Source organism: Aquincola tertiaricarbonis (genome assembly GCF_023573145.1).
Taxonomy (GTDB): domain Bacteria; phylum Pseudomonadota; class Gammaproteobacteria; order Burkholderiales; family Burkholderiaceae_C; genus Aquincola; species Aquincola tertiaricarbonis_B.
Genome location: NZ_CP097636.1, coordinates 946,436 through 969,543 on the forward strand (window position 1 = coordinate 946,436; position 23,108 = coordinate 969,543).

At 70.1% G+C, this 23,108-nt stretch carries 22 protein-coding genes and 5 tRNA genes; 22 read left to right on the plus strand and 5 right to left on the minus strand.

Features of this window, described 5'->3' with window-relative positions; all coding sequences use genetic code 11:
* Positions 1 to 64 precede the first annotated feature (64 nt).
* The 17 genes from folC (at position 65) to MW290_RS18620 (ending at position 13,606) form a co-directional block, all read left to right on the plus strand.
* Complete coding sequence (gene folC / locus MW290_RS18540; protein WP_375142923.1) at positions 65 to 1,366, plus strand: bifunctional tetrahydrofolate synthase/dihydrofolate synthase; 1,302 nt, start codon at positions 65 to 67, stop codon at positions 1,364 to 1,366.
* Between the two features lie 89 nt (positions 1,367 to 1,455).
* Positions 1,456 to 2,304 carry an SPOR domain-containing protein gene (locus MW290_RS18545; RefSeq protein ID WP_250199178.1) on the plus strand — a complete coding sequence of 283 codons (849 nt, stop codon included), beginning with the start codon at positions 1,456 to 1,458 and terminating at the stop codon, positions 2,302 to 2,304.
* 10 nt (positions 2,305 to 2,314) lie between these two features.
* Complete coding sequence (locus MW290_RS18550) at positions 2,315 to 2,830, plus strand: CvpA family protein (protein WP_250199179.1); 516 nt, start codon at positions 2,315 to 2,317, stop codon at positions 2,828 to 2,830.
* A gap of 10 nt (positions 2,831 to 2,840) precedes the next feature.
* Positions 2,841 to 4,364 (plus strand): amidophosphoribosyltransferase, encoded by a 1,524-nt coding sequence (gene purF / locus MW290_RS18555; RefSeq protein WP_250199180.1) that lies wholly within the window; start codon positions 2,841 to 2,843, stop codon positions 4,362 to 4,364.
* A 12-nt stretch (positions 4,365 to 4,376) separates the two neighbouring features.
* On the plus strand, positions 4,377 to 5,771 hold the full coding sequence (gltX, locus tag MW290_RS18560; RefSeq protein WP_250199181.1) for a glutamate--tRNA ligase: 1,395 nt from the start codon (positions 4,377 to 4,379) through the stop codon (positions 5,769 to 5,771).
* A gap of 82 nt (positions 5,772 to 5,853) precedes the next feature.
* Positions 5,854 to 5,929, plus strand: a tRNA-Ala gene (locus tag MW290_RS18565).
* 31 nt (positions 5,930 to 5,960) lie between these two features.
* Positions 5,961 to 6,036: transfer RNA gene (locus tag MW290_RS18570), tRNA-Glu, on the plus strand.
* A 38-nt stretch (positions 6,037 to 6,074) separates the two neighbouring features.
* A tRNA-Asp gene (locus MW290_RS18575) sits at positions 6,075 to 6,151 on the plus strand.
* Positions 6,152 to 6,230: 79 nt separating this feature from the next.
* Positions 6,231 to 6,306 (plus strand) — tRNA-Glu (locus MW290_RS18580).
* Positions 6,307 to 6,309: 3 nt separating this feature from the next.
* A tRNA-Asp gene (locus MW290_RS18585) sits at positions 6,310 to 6,386 on the plus strand.
* A 74-nt stretch (positions 6,387 to 6,460) separates the two neighbouring features.
* Entirely contained in the window at positions 6,461 to 7,393 is a 933-nt protein-coding gene (locus MW290_RS18590) for a LysR family transcriptional regulator (protein WP_250199182.1), read from the plus strand.
* Between the two features lie 33 nt (positions 7,394 to 7,426).
* Entirely contained in the window at positions 7,427 to 8,644 is a 1,218-nt protein-coding gene (locus tag MW290_RS18595) for a CaiB/BaiF CoA transferase family protein (protein ID WP_250199183.1), read from the plus strand.
* Positions 8,645 to 8,674: 30 nt separating this feature from the next.
* Positions 8,675 to 9,613, plus strand: a complete 939-nt coding sequence (locus tag MW290_RS18600; RefSeq protein ID WP_250199184.1) for a hydroxymethylglutaryl-CoA lyase — start codon at positions 8,675 to 8,677, stop codon at positions 9,611 to 9,613.
* Positions 9,610 to 10,005: a VOC family protein gene (locus MW290_RS18605; protein ID WP_250199185.1), complete on the plus strand. Its 396-nt coding sequence runs from the start codon at positions 9,610 to 9,612 to the stop codon at positions 10,003 to 10,005. Before MW290_RS18600 ends, MW290_RS18605 begins: the two co-directional genes overlap by 4 nt.
* A 52-nt stretch (positions 10,006 to 10,057) precedes the next feature.
* On the plus strand, positions 10,058 to 11,029 hold the full coding sequence (locus MW290_RS18610; RefSeq protein WP_250199186.1) for a Bug family tripartite tricarboxylate transporter substrate binding protein: 972 nt from the start codon (positions 10,058 to 10,060) through the stop codon (positions 11,027 to 11,029).
* A 15-nt stretch (positions 11,030 to 11,044) separates the two neighbouring features.
* Positions 11,045 to 12,640 (plus strand): carboxylesterase/lipase family protein, encoded by a 1,596-nt coding sequence (locus MW290_RS18615; RefSeq protein ID WP_250199187.1) that lies wholly within the window; start codon positions 11,045 to 11,047, stop codon positions 12,638 to 12,640.
* 12 nt (positions 12,641 to 12,652) lie between these two features.
* Entirely contained in the window at positions 12,653 to 13,606 is a 954-nt protein-coding gene (locus MW290_RS18620) for a D-2-hydroxyacid dehydrogenase (RefSeq protein ID WP_250199188.1), read from the plus strand.
* 9 nt (positions 13,607 to 13,615) lie between these two features.
* Here MW290_RS18620 and MW290_RS18625 read toward each other — a convergent pair whose 3' ends face one another.
* On the minus strand, positions 13,616 to 14,662 hold the full coding sequence (locus tag MW290_RS18625) for a YeiH family protein (RefSeq protein ID WP_250199189.1): 1,047 nt from the start codon (positions 14,660 to 14,662) through the stop codon (positions 13,616 to 13,618).
* Positions 14,659 to 15,435, minus strand: a complete 777-nt coding sequence (locus MW290_RS18630) for a GntR family transcriptional regulator (protein WP_250199190.1) — start codon at positions 15,433 to 15,435, stop codon at positions 14,659 to 14,661. The genes MW290_RS18625 and MW290_RS18630 overlap by 4 nt, the downstream gene beginning before the upstream one ends.
* A gap of 122 nt (positions 15,436 to 15,557) precedes the next feature.
* On the opposite strand from MW290_RS18630, the gene MW290_RS18635 reads away from it, so the two are divergent.
* From MW290_RS18635 to MW290_RS18655, 5 genes are read left to right on the plus strand one after another with little or no spacing between them, the layout of a single operon-like run.
* The gene (locus MW290_RS18635; RefSeq protein WP_250199191.1) at positions 15,558 to 15,839 is read left to right on the plus strand and encodes a UxaA family hydrolase; all 282 of its coding nucleotides are present in this window, start codon (positions 15,558 to 15,560) and stop codon (positions 15,837 to 15,839) included.
* 48 nt (positions 15,840 to 15,887) lie between these two features.
* Positions 15,888 to 17,063, plus strand: coding sequence for a UxaA family hydrolase (locus MW290_RS18640; RefSeq protein ID WP_250199192.1), 1,176 nt, complete (start codon positions 15,888 to 15,890; stop codon positions 17,061 to 17,063).
* Entirely contained in the window at positions 17,063 to 17,998 is a 936-nt protein-coding gene (locus MW290_RS18645; RefSeq protein WP_250199193.1) for a hydroxyacid dehydrogenase, read from the plus strand. The genes MW290_RS18640 and MW290_RS18645 overlap by 1 nt, the downstream gene beginning before the upstream one ends.
* The gene (locus MW290_RS18650; protein WP_250199194.1) at positions 17,998 to 19,008 is read left to right on the plus strand and encodes an Ldh family oxidoreductase; all 1,011 of its coding nucleotides are present in this window, start codon (positions 17,998 to 18,000) and stop codon (positions 19,006 to 19,008) included. Before MW290_RS18645 ends, MW290_RS18650 begins: the two co-directional genes overlap by 1 nt.
* A gap of 51 nt (positions 19,009 to 19,059) precedes the next feature.
* Positions 19,060 to 20,046: a Bug family tripartite tricarboxylate transporter substrate binding protein gene (locus MW290_RS18655; RefSeq protein ID WP_250199195.1), complete on the plus strand. Its 987-nt coding sequence runs from the start codon at positions 19,060 to 19,062 to the stop codon at positions 20,044 to 20,046.
* Here the strand turns inward: MW290_RS18655 and MW290_RS18660 are convergent.
* The 3 genes from MW290_RS18660 to MW290_RS18670 are packed head-to-tail and all read right to left on the minus strand — an operon-like array spanning position 20,043 to position 22,974.
* Positions 20,043 to 20,945, minus strand: a complete 903-nt coding sequence (locus MW290_RS18660; RefSeq protein WP_250199196.1) for a DMT family transporter — start codon at positions 20,943 to 20,945, stop codon at positions 20,043 to 20,045. The genes MW290_RS18655 and MW290_RS18660 overlap by 4 nt on opposite strands.
* Complete coding sequence (locus MW290_RS18665) at positions 20,942 to 21,454, minus strand: methylated-DNA--[protein]-cysteine S-methyltransferase (protein WP_250199197.1); 513 nt, start codon at positions 21,452 to 21,454, stop codon at positions 20,942 to 20,944. The genes MW290_RS18660 and MW290_RS18665 overlap by 4 nt, the downstream gene beginning before the upstream one ends.
* Positions 21,451 to 22,974 carry a DNA-3-methyladenine glycosylase 2 gene (locus tag MW290_RS18670; RefSeq protein WP_250199198.1) on the minus strand — a complete coding sequence of 508 codons (1,524 nt, stop codon included), beginning with the start codon at positions 22,972 to 22,974 and terminating at the stop codon, positions 21,451 to 21,453. The genes MW290_RS18665 and MW290_RS18670 overlap by 4 nt, the downstream gene beginning before the upstream one ends.
* Positions 22,975 to 23,108: the final 134 nt, after the last annotated feature.

Here is a 23,108-nt window from a genome sequence, read left to right on the forward strand (position 1 = left end):
CCAGCGCAGGGTCGCCCGACCCTGCGGCGCAGCGTCTTCGGCCGGCGCGCTACCATGCGCGCCCATGCTGACGACGCCCCCCCGCTCGCTCGCCGACTGGCTGGCCCACTGCGAGCGCCTGCACCCCAAGAACATCGACATGACGCTGGACCGCGTGCGCGCGGTCGCCCAGCGCCTGGGCATCCGTTTCAGCGTGCCCGTGATCACCGTGGCCGGCACCAACGGCAAGGGCTCCACCTGCGCCATGCTGGAAGCGATTGCCCAGTGCGCCGGCTACCGCGTGGGGCTGTACATCAAGCCGCACCTGGTGCACTTCGAGGAGCGCTGCCGCATCAATGGCCGCATGGCCGACGAGGCCACGCTGCTGCCGCACTTCGAGGCCGTGGAAGCCGCCCGCGGCGACACCACGCTGAGCTACTTCGAGTTCACCATGCTGGCCATCCTGCGCACCTTCATGCATGCGCCGCTGGACCTGGTGATCCTGGAAGTGGGCCTGGGCGGCCGGCTGGACGCGGTGAACATCATCGACACCGATTGCGCGGTGATCACCAGCATCGACCTCGACCACACCGAGTGGCTGGGCCCGACGCGTGAAGACATCGGCCGCGAGAAGGCGCACATCATGCGGCCGGGCAAGCCGGCCATCGTCAGCGACCCGGTGCCGCCGCAGACGGTGATCGACCATGCGCAGGCCATCGGCGCCGACCTCTGGCTGGCGGGCCGCGATTTCCGCCACAGCGGCGACCGCCAGCAGTGGCAATGGGCCGGCCGCCAGCGGCGCTTCAGCGCGCTGGCCTACCCGGCGCTGCGTGGCGCCAACCAGCTGCTCAATGCCGCCGGTGCGCTGGCGGTGTTCGAGGCGCTTTACCAGCAGCTGCCCATCACCGCGCAGGCGGTGCGCCAGGGGCTGGCGCTGGTGGATCTGCCGGGCCGTTTCCAGATCGTGCCCGGCCAGCCGACGCTGGTGCTGGACGTGGCGCACAACGCGCAATCGGTGGCGGCGCTGGCGCTCAACCTCGACCAGATGGGCTTCTTCCCGCGCACGCATGCGGTGTTCGGTGCCATGCGCGACAAGGACCTGCCCGCGCTGCTGGCCAAGCTCTCGCCGCTGGTGGACCACTGGCACCTGTGCAACCTGGACACCGCCCGCGCCGCCACGGCCGACGAGCTGGCCGCCGCGGTGCAGGCCATGCCGCGCCAGCAGCCGGTGACGGTGCAGACGCACGCCGATCCGGCGGCCGCACTGGCGGCTGCGGTGGCTGCCGCAGACCCGGCTGATAGAATCGTGGTCTTCGGTTCTTTCTACACCGTAGGCGGCGTGCTGAAGGACGGTTTGCCGCGGCTGAGCGCCAAGCACACGGGTTGACTCCCAGGGGTTGACTCCACGGCCGGCAGCCTTGCCCAGGCCGGGGCCGCCCGGCCAGCCCTTCCGATCGCCCCGACCCCTTCCCACGCATGGGCCTGCTGTCCTTCTTCAAGCGCCAACCTTCCGCAGCCCGCGAGCCCGCCGATCCGGCCGAGGCCGTCCAGCGGGCCCGCACCGTCGCCCGCCGGCGGCTCATCGGCGCCGTGGTGCTGCTGGGCGTGGGCGTCATCGGCTTCCCGATGCTGTTCGAGACCCAGCCGCGGCCGATCCCGGTGGACATCCCGATCGAGATCCCGCGCAAGGAAAGCGCCGCTCCGCTGGAAGTGCCGCCCGCCCGCAGCGCCCAGCGCAGCCAGCCGCCTGCCGAAGAGGTGCTGACCGAGAAGGCTGGCGAAGCCGGCCGCGAGGTGCCGCCGCCGGCCGCTACGCCCGCGCCGGCGCAGGCCGCCGCGGCGGCCTCGGAGGCCGACAAGCGCCATGCCGCCGACAAGCGTGAGGCTGACAAGAAGGAAGCCGAGCGCCGCGAAGTCGAGAAACAGCGCGAGGCCGAACGCCGTGAGCTTGCAGAGAAGGCCGCCGAAAAACGCGAGCGCGAGCGCGCCGCTGCCGAGCAGGCCGCCAAGGCCGCTGCGGCTGCAGCCGCCAAGCCCAAGGACGACACCCAGCGTGCCCGCGCCCTGCTGGAAGGCAAGGCCTCGGAGCCGACTGCCGGCCGCTTCGTTGTGCAGGTGGGCGCCTTCGCCGATGCTGATGCAGTGCGCGAAGCCCGCGCCAAGGTCGAGAAGCTGGGCCTGAAGACCTACACCCAGGTGGTGGAGACCAGCGGCGGCAAGCGCACCCGGGTGCGCGTGGGCCCCTTCAGCACCCGCGACGAAGCCGACAAGGCCTCTTCCAAGATGCGTTCCGCCGGCCTGGCGCCGGCCGTGCTCACCCTGTGACGGGCGGGCCATGACGCCGGTGGAAGTCGCCTCCTCGCTCGGCTGGGTCGATCTGGCCCTGCTGGTAGTGCTGGCCGTCTCCGTCATCGTCGGGCTGTGGCGGGGCTTGATTTTCGAGGTCTTGTCCCTCATAGGTTGGGTGGTGGCCTACATCGCGGCGCAGGCCTTCACCCCCTCGGTGGCGGCCCACCTGCCGCTGGGCGAACCGGAGAGCATGGTCAATTACGGTGCGGCGTTTGCACTCACCTTCGTGCTGGCCTTGATGCTGTGGAGCCTGCTGGCCCGGCTGGTCAGCCTGCTGGTGAAGGCCACGCCCCTGAGTTTCGTGGACCGCGTGCTGGGCGCGGGTTTCGGGCTGTTGCGCGGCGGCGTGCTGCTGCTGGCGCTGGCCACGGTGATTGCATTCACGCCTGCGGCCGCCTCGGCGCAGTGGCAGGAATCTCGAGGTGCGGCATGGCTCGGTGCCATGTTGCAGGAACTCAAGCCGGTGTTGCCGGTGAACGTGGCCCGGCACCTTCCGGGCTGAAGGAAACATCATGTGTGGCATCGTCGGCGTCATCTCGCATGCGCCCGTCAACCAATTGATCTACGACGCGCTGCTGCTGCTGCAGCACCGCGGCCAGGACGCCGCCGGCATCGTCACGATGCAGGGCACCAAGTGCTTCATGCACAAGGCGCGCGGCATGGTGCGCGACGTCTTCCGCACCCGCAACATGCGCGGCCTGCCGGGCGACGTGGGCCTGGGCCAGGTGCGCTACCCCACCGCCGGCAACGCCTACAGCGAAGAAGAGGCGCAGCCCTTCTACGTCAACGCGCCCTTCGGCATCGTGCTGGTGCACAACGGCAACCTCACCAACGCGCTGGCGCTCAAGCAGGAGCTGGCGGACGTCGATCGCCGCCACATCAACACCGAGAGCGACACCGAGGTGCTGATCAACGTGCTGGCGCACGAACTGGCCCGCGCCGCGCGTGACAAGACGCTGAACCCCGAAGTCATCTTCGAGGCGGTGGCCGCGGTGCACAAGCGCATCAAGGGCTCGTACGCGGTGGTGGCGTTGATCGCCGGCTACGGCCTGCTGGCCTTCCGCGATCCGTTCGGCATCCGCCCGCTGGTGTACGGCGAGGCCGTCACCCCCGAGGGCCGCACCGTGATGGTGGGCAGCGAAACCGTGGCCATCGAAGGCACCGGCCATGCCGTCACCCGCGACGTGGCGCCGGGCGAGGCGATCTTCATCGACCTCGAAGGCACCGTGCACAGCAAGCAGTGCGCCGAATCGCCCACGCTCAACCCCTGCATGTTCGAGTTCGTCTACCTGGCGCGGCCCGATTCCGTCATCGACGGCATCTCGGTCTACCAGGCGCGGCTGAACATGGGTGAGACGCTGGCCCAGCGCGTCATCTCCACGATGCCGCCGAACGAGATCGACGTGGTGATCCCCATCCCCGAGTCGAGCCGGCCTTCGGCCATGCAGCTGGCGCAGAAGCTGGGCAAGCCCTACCGCGAAGGCTTCGTCAAGAACCGCTACGTGGGCCGCACCTTCATCATGCCGGGGCAGGGCGTGCGCAAGAAGAGCGTGCGCCAGAAGCTCAACGCCATCGGCGTGGAGTTCAAGGGCCGCAACGTGCTGCTGGTGGACGACTCCATCGTGCGCGGCAACACCAGCAAGGAAATCGTGCAGATGGCCCGCGAAGCCGGTGCCCGCAAGGTGTACCTGGCCTCGGCCGCGCCGCCGGTGCGCTTCCCGAACGTGTACGGCATCGACATGCCCACGCGTGAGGAGCTGATCGCCCACGACCGCACCATCGAAGAGGTGCGCGAGTACATCGGCGCCGACGCGCTGATCTACCAGGACGTGGACGCGATGAAGCGCGTGGTGCGCACGCTCAACGAAAGCATCAACACCTTCGAGGCTTCCTGCTTCGACGGTCAGTACATCACCGGCGAAGTCTCGGCCGCCGACTTCAGCGCGATGGAGCAGCAGCGCCGCTCGCAGGGCGGCGACGAGGAAGAAGCCAACCGCAGCCGCCTGGCCCTGCAGAGCGCCACCGAGCAGGCCTGAGACCGCATCCGCATGAAAAAACCCGTTCGCACCCGCATCGCGCCGTCGCCCACCGGCTTTCTGCACCTGGGCACCGCGCGCACCGCGCTGTTCTCCTGGGCCTATGCCCGCCACTACGGTGGCGAGTTCGTGCTGCGCATCGAGGACACCGACGTCGCCCGCTCTACCCAGGACTCGGTCGACCAGATCCTGCAGGCCATGCGCTGGTTGGGGCTGGACTACGACGAAGGCCCGATCTACCAGATGCGCCGGCTGGACCGCTACCGCGAGGTGATAGCTCAGATGCTGGCCGCCGGTACCGCCTACCGCTGCTACGCCACGCCGGCCGAGCTGGACGAGATGCGCGAAGCCCAGCGCGCCCGCGGCGAGAAAACCCACTACGACCGCCGCTGGCGGCCCGAGCCGGGCAAGGTGCTGCCGCCGCCGCCCGAGGGCGTGGCGCCGGCCATCCGCTTTGCCAACCCGGTGGACGGCGTGGTGACCTGGGACGATCTGGTCAAGGGCCCCATCAGCATCGCCAACCGCGAGATCGACGACCTGATCATCGTGCGGCCCGACGGTGTGCCCACCTACAATTTCGCGGTGGTGGTGGACGACTGGGACATGAACATCACCCATGTGTTCCGGGGTGACGAGCACGTCAACAACACGCCCTGGCAGATCAACATCTTCAACGCGCTGGGCGCGCCGCTGCCGCTGTTCGGCCATGTGCCGGTCATCCTGGGCGACGACGGGCAGAAGCTGTCCAAGCGCCGTGGCGCCGTCAGCGTGACGGCGTACGAGGAGGGCGGCTACCTGCCCGAGGCGATGCTGAACTACCTGGCGCGCCTGGGCTGGAGCCATGGCGACGACGAGCTGTTCTCGCGCCGTGAACTGGTGGAGTGGTTCGACGGCGAACACCTGTCCAAGAGCCCCGCGCAATGGGACCCGGCCAAGCTGAGCTGGGTCAATGCCCACTACATCAAGCAGGCCGACAACGAGCGCCTGGGCGCGCTGGCTGCGGTGCAACTGGGCAAGCGCGGCATCGAGGCGCCCAACGACGCGCTGATGCAGCGGCGCGTGGCGCTGCTGAAGGACCGCTGCGCCACCACGGTGGAGCTGGCCGACTGGCTGGCGATGTACTTCACCGAGCCCACCCCCAGCGAGGCGGACGCCGCCCAGCTCACCGACGCCATCAAGCCGGTGCTCAAGGCGCTGGCCGATGCCTTCGAGGCGCTGCCCACCTGGGACAAGGCCGCCATCGGCGCTGCCTTCAAGCAGGTGCTGCACGCCCATGGCCTGAAGATGCCCCAGCTGGCGATGCCGGTGCGCGTGGCCGTGTGCGGCCGCGCCCAGACGCCGTCGGTCGATGCGGTACTTGAGCTGTTTACTAGGTCAATCGTGTTGAAGCGCTTGCGCGATCTTTAAAGATCCCTCTATACTCATGTTCTCGCTTGAACACGCAGCAACTTTCAAGACGAACCGCACAAAATGCGGTACGGCACTTAAGGGGGGTATAGCTCAGCTGGGAGAGCGCTTGCATGGCATGCAAGAGGTCAGCGGTTCGATCCCGCTTACCTCCACCAAGTAAGCGTGTTCAAGAGGTACGAAGAACAAGTCCCCTTCGTCTAGAGGCCTAGGACACCACCCTTTCACGGTGATTACAGGGGTTCGAATCCCCTAGGGGACGCCAAGTCAAGTGGCACTTGCGCAGCGATGCGGAAGCCGCATGGAGTGGTAGTTCAGTTGGTTAGAATACCGGCCTGTCACGCCGGGGGTCGCGGGTTCGAGCCCCGTCCACTCCGCCAACAACCAGCCTGCTCTGGCAGTCTGTTGAAACCAGGGCACCTTCGGGTGCCCTGTTTCATTGAAGTGAAAGCTTTGCGAGTCCCCTTCGTCTAGAGGCCCAGGACACCACCCTTTCACGGTGATTACAGGGGTTCGAATCCCCTAGGGGACGCCACATGGAGTGGTAGTTCAGTTGGTCAGAATACCGGCCTGTCACGCCGGGGGTCGCGGGTTCGAGCCCCGTCCACTCCGCCAAACATGCGGTTCACGCGTTGAACTGTTGAAATCAGGGCACTCTCACCGGGTGCCCTTTTTTCTTGGCTGGCCGCATGCCCGACTACAACCTCGCCCGTTTCGACTTCGTGTCCATCCGCCTGGCGGTGGCCTGCGCCCGCACCGGCAGCCTGACCGAGGCGGCGCGCGAGTGCCACCTGGTGCTGCCCGCCGCCAGCCGCCGCCTGCGTGACCTGGAGCGCGCGCTGGGCACGCAGCTCTTCGACCGCCATTCGCGCGGCCTCACGCCCACCGCCCTGGGCCGTGCCTTCATGAAGCGCGGCATGGCCGTGCTGCAGGAGCTGGACAACCTGATGCTGGAGCTGGCCGATGCCGGGCAGGGCGTGGTGCGCCATGTGCACCTGCATGCCAGCACCGCGGCCATCACCCAGTTTCTGCCGCCGCTGCTGGCCGGTTATGCCCAATTGCGGCCCGAGGTGCAGGTGGACGTGGAGGAGCAGGTCTCCGGCCAGGTGGTGGCCGCGGTGCGCGAAGGGCGCGCCGACCTGGGGGTGTTCGTGGCCGGGCCCGACCTGCGCGGCCTGGAGGTGCGTGACTTCCGTGCCGACGAGCTGGTGCTCATCCTGCCCGCCGGCCACCGGCTGGCCGGGCGCAGCGCTGTGGCCTTCGTCGACACGCTGGACGAGCCCTGGATCAGCCTGAATGCCGGCGCCGCCATGCTGCAAGCCCAGCAGCAGGCGGCGATGGCCGCGGGCCGCAGCCTCAAGCTGCGCATGCAGGTGCGCAGCTTCGATGCGGTGGGCCACATGGTGGCCTCGGGCCTGGGCATCGCAGCGCTGCCCAAGGCGGCGGCGCTGCCCTTCGTGCGGGCCATGCAGCTGCGCTGGCGGCCGTTGGCCGATGCCTGGGCACGCCGCCAGCTGCTGGTGGCGGTGCGGCCGGAAGCCGACGCCACGGTGCTGGCCCTGCGGGATTACCTGCTGCCGGTTTCGCGAAACGCTAAGTCAGGCCGAACCAGAATCGAATAGACGCCACCGGGCCTGCGGCGGGACACTGGCCGCATGGCATCCACCCCCCCGCAAGCACAAGCCCCGGCCGCGTTGGCCGGCCTCAAGGTCCTGGAGCTGGGCCAGCTCATCGCCGGTCCGTTCGCGGCCAAGACGCTGGCCGACTTCGGCGCCGAGGTCATCAAGATCGAGCCGCCCGGCGCCGGCGATCCGCTGCGCAAATGGCGGCTGCTGAAGGACGGCAACTCGGTGTGGTGGCAGGTGCAGTCGCGCAACAAGCGCTCGCTGGCGCTGGACCTGCGCAAGCCCGAAGGCCAGGACGTGGTGCGCCGGCTGGCGGCCGAGGCCGACGTGCTGATCGAGAACTTCCGCCCCGGCGCGATGGAAGGCTGGGGCCTGGGCCCCGACGCGCTGCTGGCGGCCAACCCGCGGCTGATCATGCTGCGCATCAGCGGCTACGGCCAGACCGGCCCCTACCGCGACCGCCCCGGTTTCGGCGTGGTGGCCGAAGCCATGGGCGGCCTGCGCCACCTGACGGCCGAGCCCGGCCGCGTGCCGGTGCGGGTGGGCGTGAGCATCGGCGACACGCTGGCCGCGTTGCACGGCGTCATCGGCATCCTGCTGGCGCTGCAGCACCGCCATGCCACCGGCCAGGGCCAGGTGATCGACGTGGCCTTGTACGAGGCCGTTTTCAACTGCATGGAAAGCCTGCTGCCCGAGTACAGCGCCTTTGGTGCGGTGCGCGGGCCGGCGGGCAGTGCGCTGCCGGGCATCGCGCCCAGCAACGCCTACCGCTGCAGCGACGGCGGCTACGCGCTGATCGCCGGCAATGGCGACAGCATCTTCCGCCGCCTGATGGCGCTCATCGGTCGCCAGGACCTGGCCGACGACCCCGCGCTGGCCGACAACGCCGGCCGTGTGCAGCGCGTGACCGAGATCGATGACGCCATCGGCGCCTGGACCGCCCGCCTGACGGTGGACGAGGTGCTGGAACAGCTCAACGGCGCGGCGGTGCCGGCCGGCCGCATCTACACCGTGGCCGACATCGCCGCCGATCCGCATTACCGCGCCCGCGGCATGCTGGACGAGGTGGAGATGGCCGACGGCAGCCGGCTGGCGGTGCCGGGCATCGTGCCCAAGCTGTCGGCCACGCCGGGCCGGCACCGCCGGCCGGCCCCCACGCTGGGCCAGGACTCGGACGGCGTGCTGCGCGAGATCGGCCTGACCGAAGCGCAGATCCAGGCGCTGCGCGAACGCGGCATCGTGAACTGAAGCCCCGACGCACCCACCCCAGGAGACCCGATGCAACGCATCCATTTCAACGAGGTCGTCACCCGCGACGGCTTCCAGAACGAGCCGGCCTTCGTGCCCACCGACGACAAGGTGGCGCTGATCGATGAGCTGAGCGCCTGCGGCTACGCCAAGATCGAGGTGACCTCTTTCACCTCGGCCAAGGCCATCCCGATGCTGCGCGACGCGGAGGAGGTGATGGGCCGCATCCGCCGCGTGCCGGGCTTGGAGACCACGGTGCTGGTGCCCAACGTGCGCGGTGCCGAGCGGGCGCTGGAGTGCCGGGCCGACGAGCTGAACCTGGTCATGTCCACCTCCGAGACGCACAACCTGGCCAACCTGCGCATGCCGCGCGAGCACAGCTTCGGCGGCCTGCGGGAGGTGGTGCAGATGGCCCATGGCCGCGTGGCGGTGAACGTCTCGCTCTCTTGCTGCTTCGGCTGCCCGATGGAAGGCGACGTGCCCGAAGCCGAGGTGCTGCGCTGGGCCGACCGCTTCGCCGAGCTGGGCGTGCGCGGCCTGACCATCTGCGACACCACCGGCATGGCGCACCCCGGCCAGGTGCGGCAGATGGCGCGCACGCTGCGCCAGCGCTACCCGGGGCTGCAGATGACCTTGCACTTCCACAACACGCGGGGCATGGGCTTGGCCAACCTGCTGGCGGCGGTGGAAGAGGGCATCACCCGCTTCGACGGCTCCTTGGGCGGCCTGGGGGGCTGCCCGTATGCACCGGGTGCCACCGGCAACATCTGCAGCGAAGACGCCATCCACATGCTGCAGGCCCTGGGGCTGGACACCGGCATCGACCTGCCGCGGCTGCTGGCCGCCGCGCGCCGGCTGCCCGACATCGTGGGCCATGACGTGCCGGGCCAGGTGGCCAAGGCCGGGCCCATTCAGCAACTGCACCCTGCACCGGCCTACGTGCAGGAACTTCGGGAGCGTTTTGCATGATCGACCACCTCGACCACCTGGTGCTGACCACCGCGCGCCGCGAGGCCTGCGTGGACTTCTACACCCGCGTGCTGGGCATGCAGCTGGAGACCTTCGTCGGCGGCACGCCACCGGTCGAGCGGCAGGCGTTCAAGTTCGGCACGCAGAAGATCAACCTGCATGTGCAGGGCAGCGAGTTCGAGCCCAAGGCCCACCTGCCGGTGCCGGGCGCGCTGGACCTGTGCTTCATCGCCAGCATCCCGCTGGAAGCCGTGATCCAGCGCCTGCAGCAGCAGGGCTGGCCCATCGTGGAAGGCCCGGTGATGCGCACCGGGGCCACGCAGAAGATCCGCTCGGTCTACGTCCGCGACCCGGACTTCAACCTGATCGAGATCTCCGAGCTGGCGGGCTGAGCCGCCGCCGACCCTGAACGCCGGGCCCGACCCGGCCCCCTGGAGACAACCCATGAACCGTCGACATGCCGTGGCCCTGGCGGCCACGCTGGGCAGCGCTTGGCCTGCTGTTTTTGCACAAGGCCGTTACCCCGAGCGGCCGGTGACCCTGGTGGTGCCCAGCGCGCCCGGCGGCACCACCGACTTCACTGCCCGGCTGATCGCAGATGCGCTGACGCGCGGGCTGGGCCAGACGGTGATCGTCGACAACAAACCCGGCGGCGCGGGCAACATCGGCAACCAGTTCGTGGCCAAGGCCAAGCCCGACGGCTACACGCTGCTGGTGGCCTACAGCGGCTACCAGGTGGGCAACCCGCACTTGTTCGCCAAGGCGGGCTGGGACCCGATCAAGGACTTCACGCCGGTGGCAATGCTGACCCGCGCGCCCCAGGTGGTGGTGGTGCGGCCCACGCTGGGCGTGGCCAATCTCGGTGAGCTGGTGGCTTACGCCAAGGCACACCCGGGCAAGCTCAACTATGCGTCCTCGGGCAACGGCTCCATCCAGCACATCGCGGGCGAGCTGTTCAAGCAGCTCACCGGCACCTTCATCACCCACATCCCGTACCGCGGCGCAGGCCCGGCGGTGCAGGACCTGATGGGCGGGCAGGTGGACATGTTCATCACCACGCCGGCTTCGGTGATCGGGCAGATCAAGGCCGGCAAGCTGCAGGCGCTGGCGGTGACCAGTGCCGGCCGCCTGGCGGCGCTGCCGCAGGTGCCCACCACGGCCGAGGCCGGGGTCAACGGCTTCACGCTCGACTCCTGGTTTGCCTTGTATGCGCCCACCGGCACACCGCCCGAGGTGGTGCAGCAGCTCAACGCCGCGGTGGGCCGTGCGCTGGCCATGCCCGAGCTGCAGCGCAAGGCCGAGGAGGCCGGCACCACGGTGGAACAGATGACGCCTGCGCAGCTGGGCGAATTCACCCGCAAGGAATTGGCGTATTGGGGCCGTGTGATCAAGGCCTCCAACATCACCGCGGACTGACGCAGGAAGGCCCCGATGCACCCCCTTCGTCTTGCGCTGGTGCTGGTCACCATGCTGGCCCTGGGCGCCTGCGCCACGCGGCCGCCCATGGCGGCCGATGCACCGCTCGATCAACCCGTGGCCACCGACCAAGGCCGGGTGGCCGGCAGCGGCAGCGACGTCCGCGCCTTCCTCGGCATCCCGTATGCGCAGCCGCCGGTGGGCGAGGGGCGCTGGCGGCCGCCGCAGCCCGCCCTGCCGTGGGCCGGCGTGCGCGACGGCAGCCGCTTCGGCCCCGACTGCATGCAGCCTGCCGAATACCCCGAGCTGCGAGGCGGCCGCGGCCGCAGCGGGGCTGCTGGCGAAGGCCCGACCATGAGCGAAGACTGCCTGTCGGTCAACGTGTGGACGCCTGCCCGCCGCAGCGGCGAGAAGCTGCCGGTGCTGGTGTGGGTGTATGGCGGTGGCTTTACTTACGGCTCGGGCTCGCACCCCAGCTATGACGGCGAGGCGCTGGCGCGTCGCGGCATCGTGGTGGTGAACTTCAACTACCGCACCGGCCTCTTTGGCTTCATGGCGCATCCGCAGCTGTCGGCCGAATCGCCCGTGCGCAGCTCGGGCAACTACGGGCTGATGGACCAGCTGGCCGCGCTGCAGTGGGTGCAGCGCAACATCGCCGCCTTTGGTGGCGACCCCGGCCGCGTGACAGTCGCCGGCCAGTCCGCCGGTGCGATGTCGATCAGTGCGCTGATGATCTCGGGCCGCGCGCAGGGCCTGTTCCAGCAGGCCATCCTGCAAAGCGTGGGCGTGATGCGGCCGATGGCCGATCTGGCATCGTATGAGCCGCTGGGCTTGACCGTAGGCCCCGACTTGCGGCAGCTGCGTGCGATGAGCGCCACCGCGCTGGTGGAGCGGCTGACAGCGGTGTTGCCGCCCGGGCGTGAGCTCACGCGGCCGCGCGGCCTGGGCATCATCGTGGACGGCGACCTGGTGCGCGCCAACGACCACAGCGCCTACACCCAGGGCCGCTACCTGCGGGTGCCGATGATCGTCGGCACCGTGGCCAACGAAGGTGGAGGCCTGGCGCGCTCGCTGGGCATCCGCGACGCCGATGCCTTGCGCCGCTATGTCGCCACCAGCTTCCCCGGGCAAGAGGCCCGTGCCGCCCAGCTTTACCCGGTGGCTGGCAATGACGAGGTGTTCCAGGTGCTGTCCGATCTGGTGTCCGACACCCAGTACCGCCACGGCACCCGTGCCTTGATGCGCATCGCGGCGCCTGCCGAGCCCCGGCTGTGGGGCTACCGCTTCACCCAACGGCGCGCGGGCGATGCGGCCGAGCCCATCCACGGCGCCGAGCTGCAGTACCCGTTCGACAACCTGCAGGCGCCGCACCGCGGCCGCGTCCGTCCGTTCGACGCCAGTGACCAGCAGCTGGCGCGGCAGATGGCCGATGCCTGGGCGCGCTTCGTCAAGACCGGTGACCCGAACGGCGCAGACATGCCGGCCTGGCCCCGCTACCGCGTGACCGACGAGCAGCTGCTGGAACTCGGCACGCCGGTGAGGGCCGTGGCGCAGCCCTCGGCGCCCCGACTCGATTTCCTGCAGGACTACCTCTACCCGAACCGCCGCTGAAGGCCGCCGCCCATGAACATCGTCTTCCTCGACCGCGACACGCTCGCCCCGCAGATCCGGCTGCGTGAGCCGGGCTTTGCCCACCGGCTCACCAGCCATGGCCGCACCGCACCGCCAGAGGTGGCGGCCCGCATCGCCGATGCCGACATCGTGATCACCAACAAGGTGAAGGTGGACGCCACCGCATTGGCCGCCGCGCCACGGCTGCGCTGCATCGCGGTGGCCGCCACCGGCACCGACCCGATCGACCTGGCGGCCTGCCGTCAGCGCGGCATCGTCGTCACCAACATCCGCCAGTACGCGGTGAACACGGTGCCCGAGCACACCTTCGCGCTCATCTTCGCCCTGCGCCGCAGCATCTGCGCCTGGCACGATGCGGTGCGGGCCGGCCGTTGGCAGGCGGCAGGCCAGTTCTGCTTCTTCGACCACCCGATCCGCGACCTGGCCGGCGCCACGCTGGGCGTGATCGGCGATGGCGTGCTGGGCCAGGCGGTGGCCGCGATCGGCCGCTCGCTGGGCATGCGGGTGCTGATGGCCGGTTTCAAGGGCCGCCACGACCAGGGGGCGCTGTACACGCCCTTCGATCGGGTGCTGGCCGAGGCCGACGTGCTGACCCTGCATTGCCCCTTGCTGCCCGAGACCCGGCACATGATCGGCGCGCCCGAGTTCGCCGCCATGCGGCGCAAGCCCTTGCTGGTGAACACTGCGCGCGGCGGCCTGGTGGACGAAGCGGCGGTGGGCCCGGCGCTGCAGGCCGGCCAGATCAGCGGCGCGGCCTTCGACGTGGTGAGCGTGGAGCCGCCGCCGGCCGACCATCCTTTCATGGCCCTGCTGCACCGGCCCGATTTCATCCTGACGCCGCACGTGGCCTGGGCCAGCGATGAAGCGATGCAGACCCTGGCCGACCAGTTGGTGGACAACATCGAGGCCTTCGTGCGCGGCCAGCCAGTCAACGTGGTGGCCTGAGCATCCCGCTCAGCGCCGCCACGCCACGCAGGCCAGCACCAGCGCGGCCAGCCACAGCGTCTCGATCAGGATGAGCGCAAACGGCCGCCAGCCGGCGCTGGCCAGCTGCTTGAACGAGGTCTTCATGCCCAGCGCGGCGATGGCCACCACCAGGCAGGCGCGTGACACGGTGTTGAGCCCGTCCTGCACCACCGGCGAGAAGGCGCCCACGGAGTTGAGCAGCACCATCGCCACGAACACCCACAGGAACCACGGCACCAGCGGCTGGCTGCGGCCTGTGCCGCCGCCGGCCTGGTGGGCGGCCTCGCGCGCCGACTTGAAGGCGGTGGACACGCCCACCACCACCAGCGTGAGCATGGCCACGCGGAACAGCTTGACGATGGTGGCGATGTCGCCGGTGGCCGGGCCCAGCATGTAGCCCGCGCCCACCACCTGCGCCACGTCGTGGATGGTGCCGCCAATGAACAGGCCTGCCAGCTCGGGCGGCAGCGCCAGCAGCCGCGCCACCGGCGGGTACAGCACCATGGCCAGCGTGGACATCACCGTGACCGTGACCACCACCACCAGCGTGAAGCGGTCCGAGTCCTTGTCGCGCGGCAGCACGGCCGAGATGGCCAGCGCCGCTGAGGCGCCGCAGATGGCCACCGAGCCGCCCGACAGGATGCCTTGCGCCCGGTTCATGCCCATCCAGCGCGCCAGCAGCAGCCCCATCGCCAGCGTGCTGAGCACGCCGGCCACCACCACGCCGGCGGTGAACCAGCCCAGCCCGATGATCTGCGTGGCGGTGATGCGCGCCCCCAGCAGCCCGACGCCGAAGCGCAGCAGCGTGCGTGAGCAGAACTCGATGCCCGGCTTGGTCTTCGCGTCCTGGCTGAGGTAGTGGAAGGCCACGCCGAAGAAGAGGGCGTACAGGAGCTGCGGCCCGCCCTGCAGCGTGGCCACGAAGGTGGCGGCCAGCGCCACCACCACCGTGAGCGCGCTACCCGGCAGCAGACCTACCCACGGTGACCGGAGCGCCCAGGCCGCGCCATCGGCCATGCGGTGGCGCACCGTCATGCCGGCCTCGACAGCAGGTGCACGTAGTCGTGCTGCGTGGTGTTGATGGTGGACAGCCGGTGCTCCACCGGCTTGTCGCCGAAGGTGAGGGCGGTGCGCTGCACCTGCATCATCGGCATGCCCTGCGGCACGCCCAGGATGCGGGCGGCGTTGCGGTCGGCCGCCACCGCGCGGGCGCGCTCCTGCGCGCGGGTGACGGTGATGCCGAACTCGGTCTGGTACAGGTGGTAGATGGTGCTGGGCCGGTCTTTGAAGCGCTTTTCGGTCAGGCCCTTGAACAGCGGCGCCGGCAGCGTGAGCCGGTCGTGGATGACGGCGCGGCCCTGCAGCAGCAGCCGGTTGTCCACCTGGATGGCCGGGTCGCCGGCCTTGATGCCCAGCACCGCGGCTACGTCGGGCTCGGCGCGCACACGCTCGAAGGCCACCAGCTCCACCTTGGGGGCTTCGCGCAGGCCGTCGCTGCGTTCCACATGGAAGAACTGGAACAGGAAGCGGTCGGTGTTGTGCATCGCCACATAGGTGCCGCGGCCCTGGCGGCGCACCAGGATGTGCTCGGCCACCAGCTCGTCGACCGCATGGCGCAGCGTGCCGATGGACACGCCCAGCGCGGCCGACAGCTCGGCCTCGCTGGGCAGCGCGCCACCGGCGGGGTAGCGCCCGGCCTCGATGGCCTGCAGCAGCGCCCGCTTGACCACGCGGTACAGCGGGGCGCCGGCGGCGTCGGGGGCGATGGGCTTGAAGTCGGGTGCGGCGGTGTCGGTGGCAAGCGGCATGGCGCGATTGTGGCGGTGGTTCGCGGCTTCATCCAAGTCATCTAAATGACCTGTTTGACACTCGATCACCCGCGCTCCAACACTGCGACCCGTTGCAACCCGACAGCACAGGAGACAAGCACATGATTCACTTCGTACTGCACGACGCCAAGGACACCGTGGCCGTCGTGGTCGTCGAGGGCGTGAAGGCCGGCATGCAGCTCACCGGCTGGATCATGGACGAGGACAAGACGATCAGCGTCGATGCCAAGCAGGACATTCCCATCGGCCACAAGGTGGCGCTGCGCGACATGGCGCCGGGCGACACGGTGTGGAAGTACGGCATCGACATGGGCAAGGTGGTGGCGCCGATCAAGGCCGGCGAGCATGCGCACGTGCAAAACATCAAGACAAAACGGTGGTGAGCCTCTGCGCCGCACAGCTTGATTAGACAACCCCATTTGGACACCACCATGAGCATCATTTCCAAGGACACCACCTTCCTGGGCTACCGCCGCGAGAACGGCCGCGTGGGCGTGCGCAACCACGTCGTCATCCTGCCGCTGGACGACTTGTCGAATGCCGCGGCCGAGGCCGTGGCCCACAACATCAAGGGCGCGCTGGCCATTCCGCACCCCTACGGCCGGCTGCAGTTCGGCGCCGACCTGGACCTGCATTTCCGCACGCTGATCGGCGCCGGCTGCAACCCCAACGTGGCCGCGGTGGTGGTCATCGGCATCGAGGACGGCTGGACCAAGAAGGTGGTGGACGGCATCGCCACCACGGGCAAGCCGGTGGTGGGTTTCGGCATCGAAGGCCATGGCGACCACGACACCATCCTGCGGGCCAGCAAGGCCGCACGCGAGTTCGTGCAGTGGGCCAGCGAGAAGCAGCGCGAGGTGTGCCCCATCCATGAACTGTGGGTCAGCACCAAGTGCGGCGAGAGCGACACCACCAGCGGCTGCGGCGCCAACCCCACCGTGGGCAACGCCTTCGACAAGCTCTACGAAACCGGCAACACGCTGGTCTTCGGCGAGACCTCGGAGCTGACCGGCGGCGAGCGCATCGTGGCCGAGCGCTGCCGCACGCCCGAAGTCAAAGAGCGCTTCATGTTCATGTTCAACCGCTACCAGGACATGATCAACCGCCACAAGACCAGCGACCTGTCGGACAGCCAGCCCACCAAGGGCAACATCGCCGGCGGCCTGACCACCATCGAAGAGAAGGCGCTGGGCAACATCCAGAAGATCGGCAAGAAGTGCCTGGTGGACGGCGTGCTGGACAAGGCCGAAGTGCCCACCGGCCCCGGCCTGTGGTTCATGGATTCGTCCAGCGCCGCGGCCGAGATGGTGACGCTGTGCGCCGCCTCGGGCTATGCGGTGCACTTCTTCCCCACCGGGCAGGGCAACGTCATCGGCAACCCCATCCTGCCTGTCATCAAGATCTGCGCCAATCCGCGTACCGTGCGGCTGATGAGCGAGCACATCGACGTCGACACCTCGGGCCTGCTGCAGCGTGACATCAACCTCGACCAGGCCGGCGACCAGCTGCTGGAATGCATGCTGCGCACCGCCAACGGCCGCCTGACCGCCGCCGAGGCGCTGGGCCACCGCGAGTTCGTGATGACCCGCCTGTACGAGAGCGCGTGATGGCAAGAGTGGTCATCACCGAGTTCATGGACATGCCGGCCGTGGACCGGCTGCGGGCGGCGCACGATGTGCTGTACGACCCGCAGCTGGTGGACGACCCGGTGCGCCTGCATGCCGAGGCGGCCGGCGCCGACGTGCTGATCGTGCGCAACCGCACCCAGGTGCGCGGCGAGTTGCTGGCCGCGCTGCAGCGCTGCCGCGTGTTGGGCCGCCTGGGTGTGGGCCTGGACAACATCGACGTGCCGGGCTGCGAAGCCCGCGGCATGCAGGTGATCCCGGCCACCGGCGCCAATGCGGCCAGCGTGGCCGAGTACGTGATCGGCACCGCGATGCTGCTGCTGCGCGGCGCCTACCAGTCCACCGCCGAGGTGGCGGCCGGGCGCTGGCCGCGCACCGCGCTGTCCAACGGCCGTGAGCTGGGCGGCAAGACGCTGGGCTTGATCGGCTTTGGCGCCATCGGCCAGCTCACGGCGCGGCTGGCGCGCGGCATGGGCATGCAGGTGCTGGCCTTCGACGCGATGATGGCCGCGGACCATCCGGCCTACGCGGCGGCGGGCGTGCAGTGCGTGGCCCTGGACACGCTGATCAGCCAGGCCGACGTGGTGAGCCTGCATGTGCCGCTGGTCGAGGGCACGCGCGGGCTGCTGAATGCGCAGCGCATCGGCGCGATGAAGGCCGGCGCCGTGCTGGTGAACACCGCACGCGGCAGCATCGTCGATGAAGTGGCGGTGGCCGAGGCCTTGCGCCAGGGCCGGCTGGGCGGCGCGGCGCTGGACGTGTTCGATGCCGAACCTTTGAAGCAGGCGCCGCACTTCGAGGGCTGCCCGAACCTGGTGCTGACGCCGCACATCGCCGGCGTGACCACCGAGTCGAATGAACGGGTGAGCAGCCTGATCGCCGACAAGGTGCTGCAGGCCTTGGCGGAGGCCCGCTGATGGCCCGCCTGACCTTGCCCCAGGCGCGCGAGGCCGTGGCTGCCGCACTGCGCCAGGCCGGGGCCGACGACACCATGGCCGAGGCCACCGCCCGGGCGCTGGTGCTGGCCGAGGCCCAGGGCCTGGGCTCGCACGGGCTGAGCCGCGTGGCACAGTACGTCAAGCACTTGCGCAACGGCCGCGTCAACGGCCGCGCGCAGCCGCGGGTGCACAGCCCCAAGCCCGCCGCGTTGGTGGTGGATGCGGATGAGGGCCTGGCCTTTGCCGCTTGCGAACTGGCGGTGCAGCAGGCGGTGCAGCGCGCGCGCGAGCAGGGCATCGCCATCGCCGGCGTGGCCAACAGCCACCACTGCGGTGTGGTGGTCGACCACCTGCGCCCGGCCGCCGCGGCGGGCCTGGTGGCGCTGGGCTTTGCCAACTCGCCGGCGGCCATGCCGGCCGCGGGTGGGCGCCACCCCATTTTTGGCACCAATCCGGTGGCGGCCGTGTTCCCGCGGCGCGGGGCCGATCCGCTGCTGATCGACCTCAGCCTGAGCGAGGTGGCCCGCGGCAAGGTGATGGTGGCGGCCCAGGCCGGCCGGCCCATCCCGGAAGGCTGGGCGCTGGACGCGCAGGGCCGGCCCACCACCGATGCCAAGGCCGCGCTGGAAGGCTCCATGCTGCCCATGGGCGCCGCCACCAGCCCCAAGGGCGCGATGCTGGCGCTGGTGGTGGAGCTGCTGGTCACCGCGCTCATCGGTGCGCAGTTCGGCTTCGAGGCTTCGAGCTTCTTCGTCGACGAAGGCAACCGGCCGCGCATCGGCCAGGCCTTCATCGTCATCGATCCTGGCGCGCTGGCCGGTGCCGACCACTACCTCGACCGCATCGAGGTGCTGGTGGCCGAGATGCTGCGCGACGAGGGCGTGCGCCTGCCCGGCGCACGGCGTGAACAGCTTCGGCGCCAGGCCGAAGCACAAGGACTGGAGGTGCCGGACGCCCTGCTCGCGCAGTGGCCGATCACCAGCGGTTGACGGACCGCATTCACCGTCGCGCCTTCATACATCAACAACGGAGACAAAGGCATGCAACGACGACACCTGATGCGGCTGCTGGCCGCGGCGGCCAGCGCGGCCACCTTGCCGGCGGCGGTGAACGCCCAGCCGGGCGCAGCCGACTATCCCAAGCCCGGCGCCACGCTGCGCTACGTGGTGCCCTTTCCGCCCGGCGGGCTCACCGACATGATGGCCCGCAGCGTGGGCCAGCAGCTGGCCGAGCGCTGGAAGGTCAGCGTGGTGGTCGACAACAAGCCCGGCGGCGGCGGGCAGATCGGCGCCGACGCGGTGGCCAAGGCCCCGGCCGATGGCCACACGCTGCTGGCCATCACGCTCACCCATGCGGCCAACGTCACGCTGTTTCCGAAGGCGGCGTTCGACTTCCGCAAGGACCTGAAGCCGGTGGCCCTGCTGGCCGGCAGCCCGATGCTGGTGGTGGTGCCGGCCAACAGCCCGATCAAGGACCTGAAGGACCTGGCAGCGCAGGCCAAGCAGCGGGCGTTGAACGCCGGCTCCAGCGGCAACGGCACGCCGCCGCACCTCACGCTGGCGCTGTTCAACGACCTCAACAAGACCAGCATCCAGCACGTGCCCTACAAGGGTGGTGCGCCGTCGATGACCGACCTGATCGGCGGCCAGCTGGACGTGATCTTCTCCAACTTCCCCGAGTCCATCGCGCATGTGAAGGCGGGCAAGCTGCGCGCGCTGGCCGTGAGCACCGAAGCCCGCCACCCCGCGGTGCCCGATGTGCCCACCACCGCCGAAGCCGGCCTGCCCGGCCTGCTGGTGGAAAACTGGACCGCCGTGATGGTGCCGGCCGGCGTGCCCGATGCGCTGGTGCAAAAGCTGGGCAACGAGGTGGTGGCCATCGTCAAGCAGCCCGACATGGAGCAGCGCGCGGTGCAGCAGGGCTTCCGCGTCGATGCGCGCGGGCCCGAAGCCTTCAAGACCTTCCTCGACGGTGAGGTGACGCGCTGGGCCGGGGTGATCCAGAAGGCAGGGATTCGGCCGGACTAGGCGCGCCCGCGCACCAGGGCCGCCGGCAGCTTGAGCACGCCGGTGGCCAGGCTGGTGCCCAGCAAAATCACCGCGCAGCCCAGCACCATGGCGCCGGTGATGGGCTCGCCCAAAAACAGCGCGCCCCACAGCACCGCAAAGGCCGGGATCAGGAAGGTGACCGTGATGGCATTGGCCGGCCCCACGTTGGCGATGAGGCGGAAGAACAGCACATAGGCCACGCCGGTGCACAGCACGGCCAGCATCAGCGCCGCGGCCCAGTGCGGCGCGCTGGGCGTTTGCGCGGGCCAGAAGAAGAAGGCCGGCAGCGCCAGCACCAGCGTGGCGCTGAACTGGCTGCCCGCCGCCACCGCCATCGGCGGCACGCCGGTGAGCCAGCGCTTGGTGAAGCTGGCCGACAGCCCGTAGCAGAAGGCCGCCAGCATGCAGGCGCCGATGGCCGAGGCCGCGCTCACGCCATGGTCGCCGGGCTTGAAGCTGGCCTTGTCCCAGGCCAGCCAGGCCACGCCGGCAAAGCCGATCACCAGGCCCAGCACGCGGGAGGCGGAGAGGCGGTCCTTCAACCACAGCCAGGCCACCAGCGCACCCCACAGCGGCGTGGTGGCATTGAAGATGGACGAGAGGCCCGCATTGATGGCCAGCGCCGCGTAGCTGAAAAGCAGAAAGGGCAGGGCGCTGTTCAACACGCCCACCACCATCAGCGGCTTCCAATGCGCGCGCAGCGCCGGCACTTCGCGCCGCCACACCAGCAGCGGCAGCAGGAAGCAGGCGGCACCGGTGACACGCACCGCCGCCAGCGCCACCGGGCCAAAGGCCGCCGCGCCCATGCGCATGAACAAGAAGGCCGCGCCCCACAGCGCGGCCAGCATCACCAGGTCGATCCCATCGCGCGCCTTCATGCAGCCACCGCCACGCCTTCCAGCTGCAGCAGCGCGCGCTTGCGCGGCAGTCCGCCGGCATAACCGGTGAGGCCGCCGCTGCGGCCGATCACGCGGTGGCAGGGCACGATCACGCTCACCGGGTTGCGGCCGATGGCCGCGCCCGCGGCCCGCACCGCGGCGGGTGCGCCGGCACGCGCGGCGATCTCGGCATAGGTGGCGGTGCGGCCCGGCGCGATCTGCAGCAGCGCCTGCCACACCGCGCGCTGGAAGGGCGTGCCCAGCAGGTCCAGCGGCACGCTGAAGGGCGCGCGTGCGGCGGCCGACCAGTAGCTTTCCAGCTCCTGCCGCGCCTGCGCGATGAAGCGCTGGCCGTCGTCCACGGGCACGTCCAGCAGGCCGGGGTGGTGGGCCTGGTCGTCGAACCACAGGCCCGCCAGGCCCTGGTCGGTGGCGGCCACGGTGAGCGGGCCCAGGGGCGTGTCGATGCGCGATTGCGCGGTCAAGGCAGGAAGTCGAGCGTGGGTCATAGGGGTTCTCCAGCGGGCGCTGCAGGCGCTACAGGCGCTTTGGGGGTGGGCTGTTCTTGCCACAGCCGCATCACGGCATAGGCACGCCAGGGTCGCCAAGCTTCGGCTTGCGCCAGCACGGCCTTGGCATCGCGGGTGCCCAGGGCATTGAGCAGGCCGATGTCGGTGGCCGGAAAGGCGTCGGGCCAGGCCAGCACACGCAGCGCCACCAACTGCGCCGTCCAGTCGCCGATGCCGGGCAGCGCCCGCAAGGCGTCCAGCGTCGCGGCCAGCGGCGCGCCGCGGTGCAGCGTGATGCGGCCGGCGTGCACCTCGGCAGCCAGCGCCTGCAGCGCACGCACGCGCTGGCGCACGATGCCCAGCTGGCCCAGTTCGGCGGGGTCGGCTTCGGCAATGGCCTGCGCGCTGGGCGCCAGGCGGGTGAGGTCTTCAAACGGCGTGGTGATCGGCTCGCCATAGCGCTCGGTCACGCGGCCGGCCAGCGTGCGGGCGGCGGCCACGGTGACCTGCTGACCCAGCACCACGCGCATCGCGGTCTCGAAGCCGTCGAAGCTGCCGGCCAGGCGAATGCCGGGCACCGGCGGCAAGGGCAGACCGGCCATCACCGGGTCGATCTGCGCCGGGTCGGCGTCCAGGTCCAGCGCCTGCCGCAGCCGCTGCAGCAGTGCGCCGATGGCCGGCACCAGCGTGGGTGCCAGGCTCAGCTGCACCTCATGCCGCTCAGGCCGGTAACGCAGGCTGATCCAGCCCTGCAGCCGGCCGCCGCCATGCGGCAGCGCCAGCGTGCGGCGCAGCGTCAGCGCTGGCACGTCCACCGTCTCCACGCCCGGCACCGCGCGCTGCGCGAAGAAGGCCAGCATGCCGGCCACGTCGTAAGGCGGGCGGTAGGCCAGCTTGAGCGTGATGCCGGCGGCTTCAGGCGCCGCATCGCCCCGCTCGCGCCGCAGCGCGCTGGGGCTCAGGCGGTAGCGCTCGGCAAACGCGGCATTGAAGCGGCGCAGGCTGGCATAGCCGCTGGCCAGCGCGACCTGCGTCACCGGCAGCGGCGTATCGGTGAGCAACTGCTTGGCCAGCAGCAGCCGCTGGGTGGTGATGAAGTCGATCGGCGAGACGCCATGCGCCTCCTGGAAGATGCGGCGCAGGTGGCGATCAGTGACGCCCAGGCGCGCGGCCACCGCGGGCAACGACAGCGGCTGGCCTTCATGCACAGCCTGCACCATGGCCTGCGCCGCATGGCGGGCCAGCACCTGCGAGCTGTCGGTCAGCGACAGGCCGGGCGCCAGCTCGGGCCGGCAGCGCAGGCAGGGCCGAAAGCCCGCCTGCTCCGCCGCCGCCGCATGCGGGAAGAAGCGGCAGTTGCGCTGCTGCGGCAGCCGCACCCGGCACACCGGCCGGCAGTAGATGCCGGTGGAGGTGACGCCCACGAAAAAGCGGCCGTCGAAGCGGGCGTCCCGGGCGGCCAGCGCGGCATAGCGGGCGTCGGTGAGTCCGTCGGCAGCAGGGGCGGTGGCAGTGACCATGGCGGGCATTGTGGCCGGCTGACGCGGGCGCACTCGCCGTTTTCGGACCTGTGCCCGGCCGGGGTTGTGCGACCCTTCGGCTGGGCGGCCGGGCGCCAACCGGGTTTACACGGAGGCTGCCTACAATCGATCGC

What these genes read in the sequence shown, in the direction of transcription:
- MW290_RS18630 (WP_250199190.1), bottom strand. Translation starts at nt 15,435, where the DNA reads ATGCCGCTTGCCACCGACACCGCCGCACCCGACTTCAAGCCCATCGCC.
- MW290_RS18605 (WP_250199185.1), top strand. Translation starts at nt 9,610, where the DNA reads ATGATCGACCACCTCGACCACCTGGTGCTGACCACCGCGCGCCGCGAG.
- MW290_RS18550 (WP_250199179.1), top strand. Translation starts at nt 2,315, where the DNA reads ATGACGCCGGTGGAAGTCGCCTCCTCGCTCGGCTGGGTCGATCTGGCC.
- MW290_RS18625 (WP_250199189.1), bottom strand. Translation starts at nt 14,662, where the DNA reads ATGACGGTGCGCCACCGCATGGCCGATGGCGCGGCCTGGGCGCTCCGG.
- MW290_RS18600 (WP_250199184.1), top strand. Translation starts at nt 8,675, where the DNA reads ATGCAACGCATCCATTTCAACGAGGTCGTCACCCGCGACGGCTTCCAG.
- MW290_RS18650 (WP_250199194.1), top strand. Translation starts at nt 17,998, where the DNA reads ATGGCCCGCCTGACCTTGCCCCAGGCGCGCGAGGCCGTGGCTGCCGCA.
- MW290_RS18665 (WP_250199197.1), bottom strand. Translation starts at nt 21,454, where the DNA reads ATGACCCACGCTCGACTTCCTGCCTTGACCGCGCAATCGCGCATCGAC.
- folC (WP_375142923.1), top strand. Translation starts at nt 65, where the DNA reads ATGCTGACGACGCCCCCCCGCTCGCTCGCCGACTGGCTGGCCCACTGC.
- MW290_RS18635 (WP_250199191.1), top strand. Translation starts at nt 15,558, where the DNA reads ATGATTCACTTCGTACTGCACGACGCCAAGGACACCGTGGCCGTCGTG.
- MW290_RS18615 (WP_250199187.1), top strand. Translation starts at nt 11,045, where the DNA reads ATGCACCCCCTTCGTCTTGCGCTGGTGCTGGTCACCATGCTGGCCCTG.
- purF (WP_250199180.1), top strand. Translation starts at nt 2,841, where the DNA reads ATGTGTGGCATCGTCGGCGTCATCTCGCATGCGCCCGTCAACCAATTG.
- MW290_RS18620 (WP_250199188.1), top strand. Translation starts at nt 12,653, where the DNA reads ATGAACATCGTCTTCCTCGACCGCGACACGCTCGCCCCGCAGATCCGG.
- MW290_RS18660 (WP_250199196.1), bottom strand. Translation starts at nt 20,945, where the DNA reads ATGAAGGCGCGCGATGGGATCGACCTGGTGATGCTGGCCGCGCTGTGG.
- MW290_RS18670 (WP_250199198.1), bottom strand. Translation starts at nt 22,974, where the DNA reads ATGGTCACTGCCACCGCCCCTGCTGCCGACGGACTCACCGACGCCCGC.
- MW290_RS18545 (WP_250199178.1), top strand. Translation starts at nt 1,456, where the DNA reads ATGGGCCTGCTGTCCTTCTTCAAGCGCCAACCTTCCGCAGCCCGCGAG.
- MW290_RS18590 (WP_250199182.1), top strand. Translation starts at nt 6,461, where the DNA reads ATGCCCGACTACAACCTCGCCCGTTTCGACTTCGTGTCCATCCGCCTG.
- MW290_RS18595 (WP_250199183.1), top strand. Translation starts at nt 7,427, where the DNA reads ATGGCATCCACCCCCCCGCAAGCACAAGCCCCGGCCGCGTTGGCCGGC.
- MW290_RS18655 (WP_250199195.1), top strand. Translation starts at nt 19,060, where the DNA reads ATGCAACGACGACACCTGATGCGGCTGCTGGCCGCGGCGGCCAGCGCG.
- MW290_RS18640 (WP_250199192.1), top strand. Translation starts at nt 15,888, where the DNA reads ATGAGCATCATTTCCAAGGACACCACCTTCCTGGGCTACCGCCGCGAG.
- gltX (WP_250199181.1), top strand. Translation starts at nt 4,377, where the DNA reads ATGAAAAAACCCGTTCGCACCCGCATCGCGCCGTCGCCCACCGGCTTT.
- MW290_RS18610 (WP_250199186.1), top strand. Translation starts at nt 10,058, where the DNA reads ATGAACCGTCGACATGCCGTGGCCCTGGCGGCCACGCTGGGCAGCGCT.
- MW290_RS18645 (WP_250199193.1), top strand. Translation starts at nt 17,063, where the DNA reads ATGGCAAGAGTGGTCATCACCGAGTTCATGGACATGCCGGCCGTGGAC.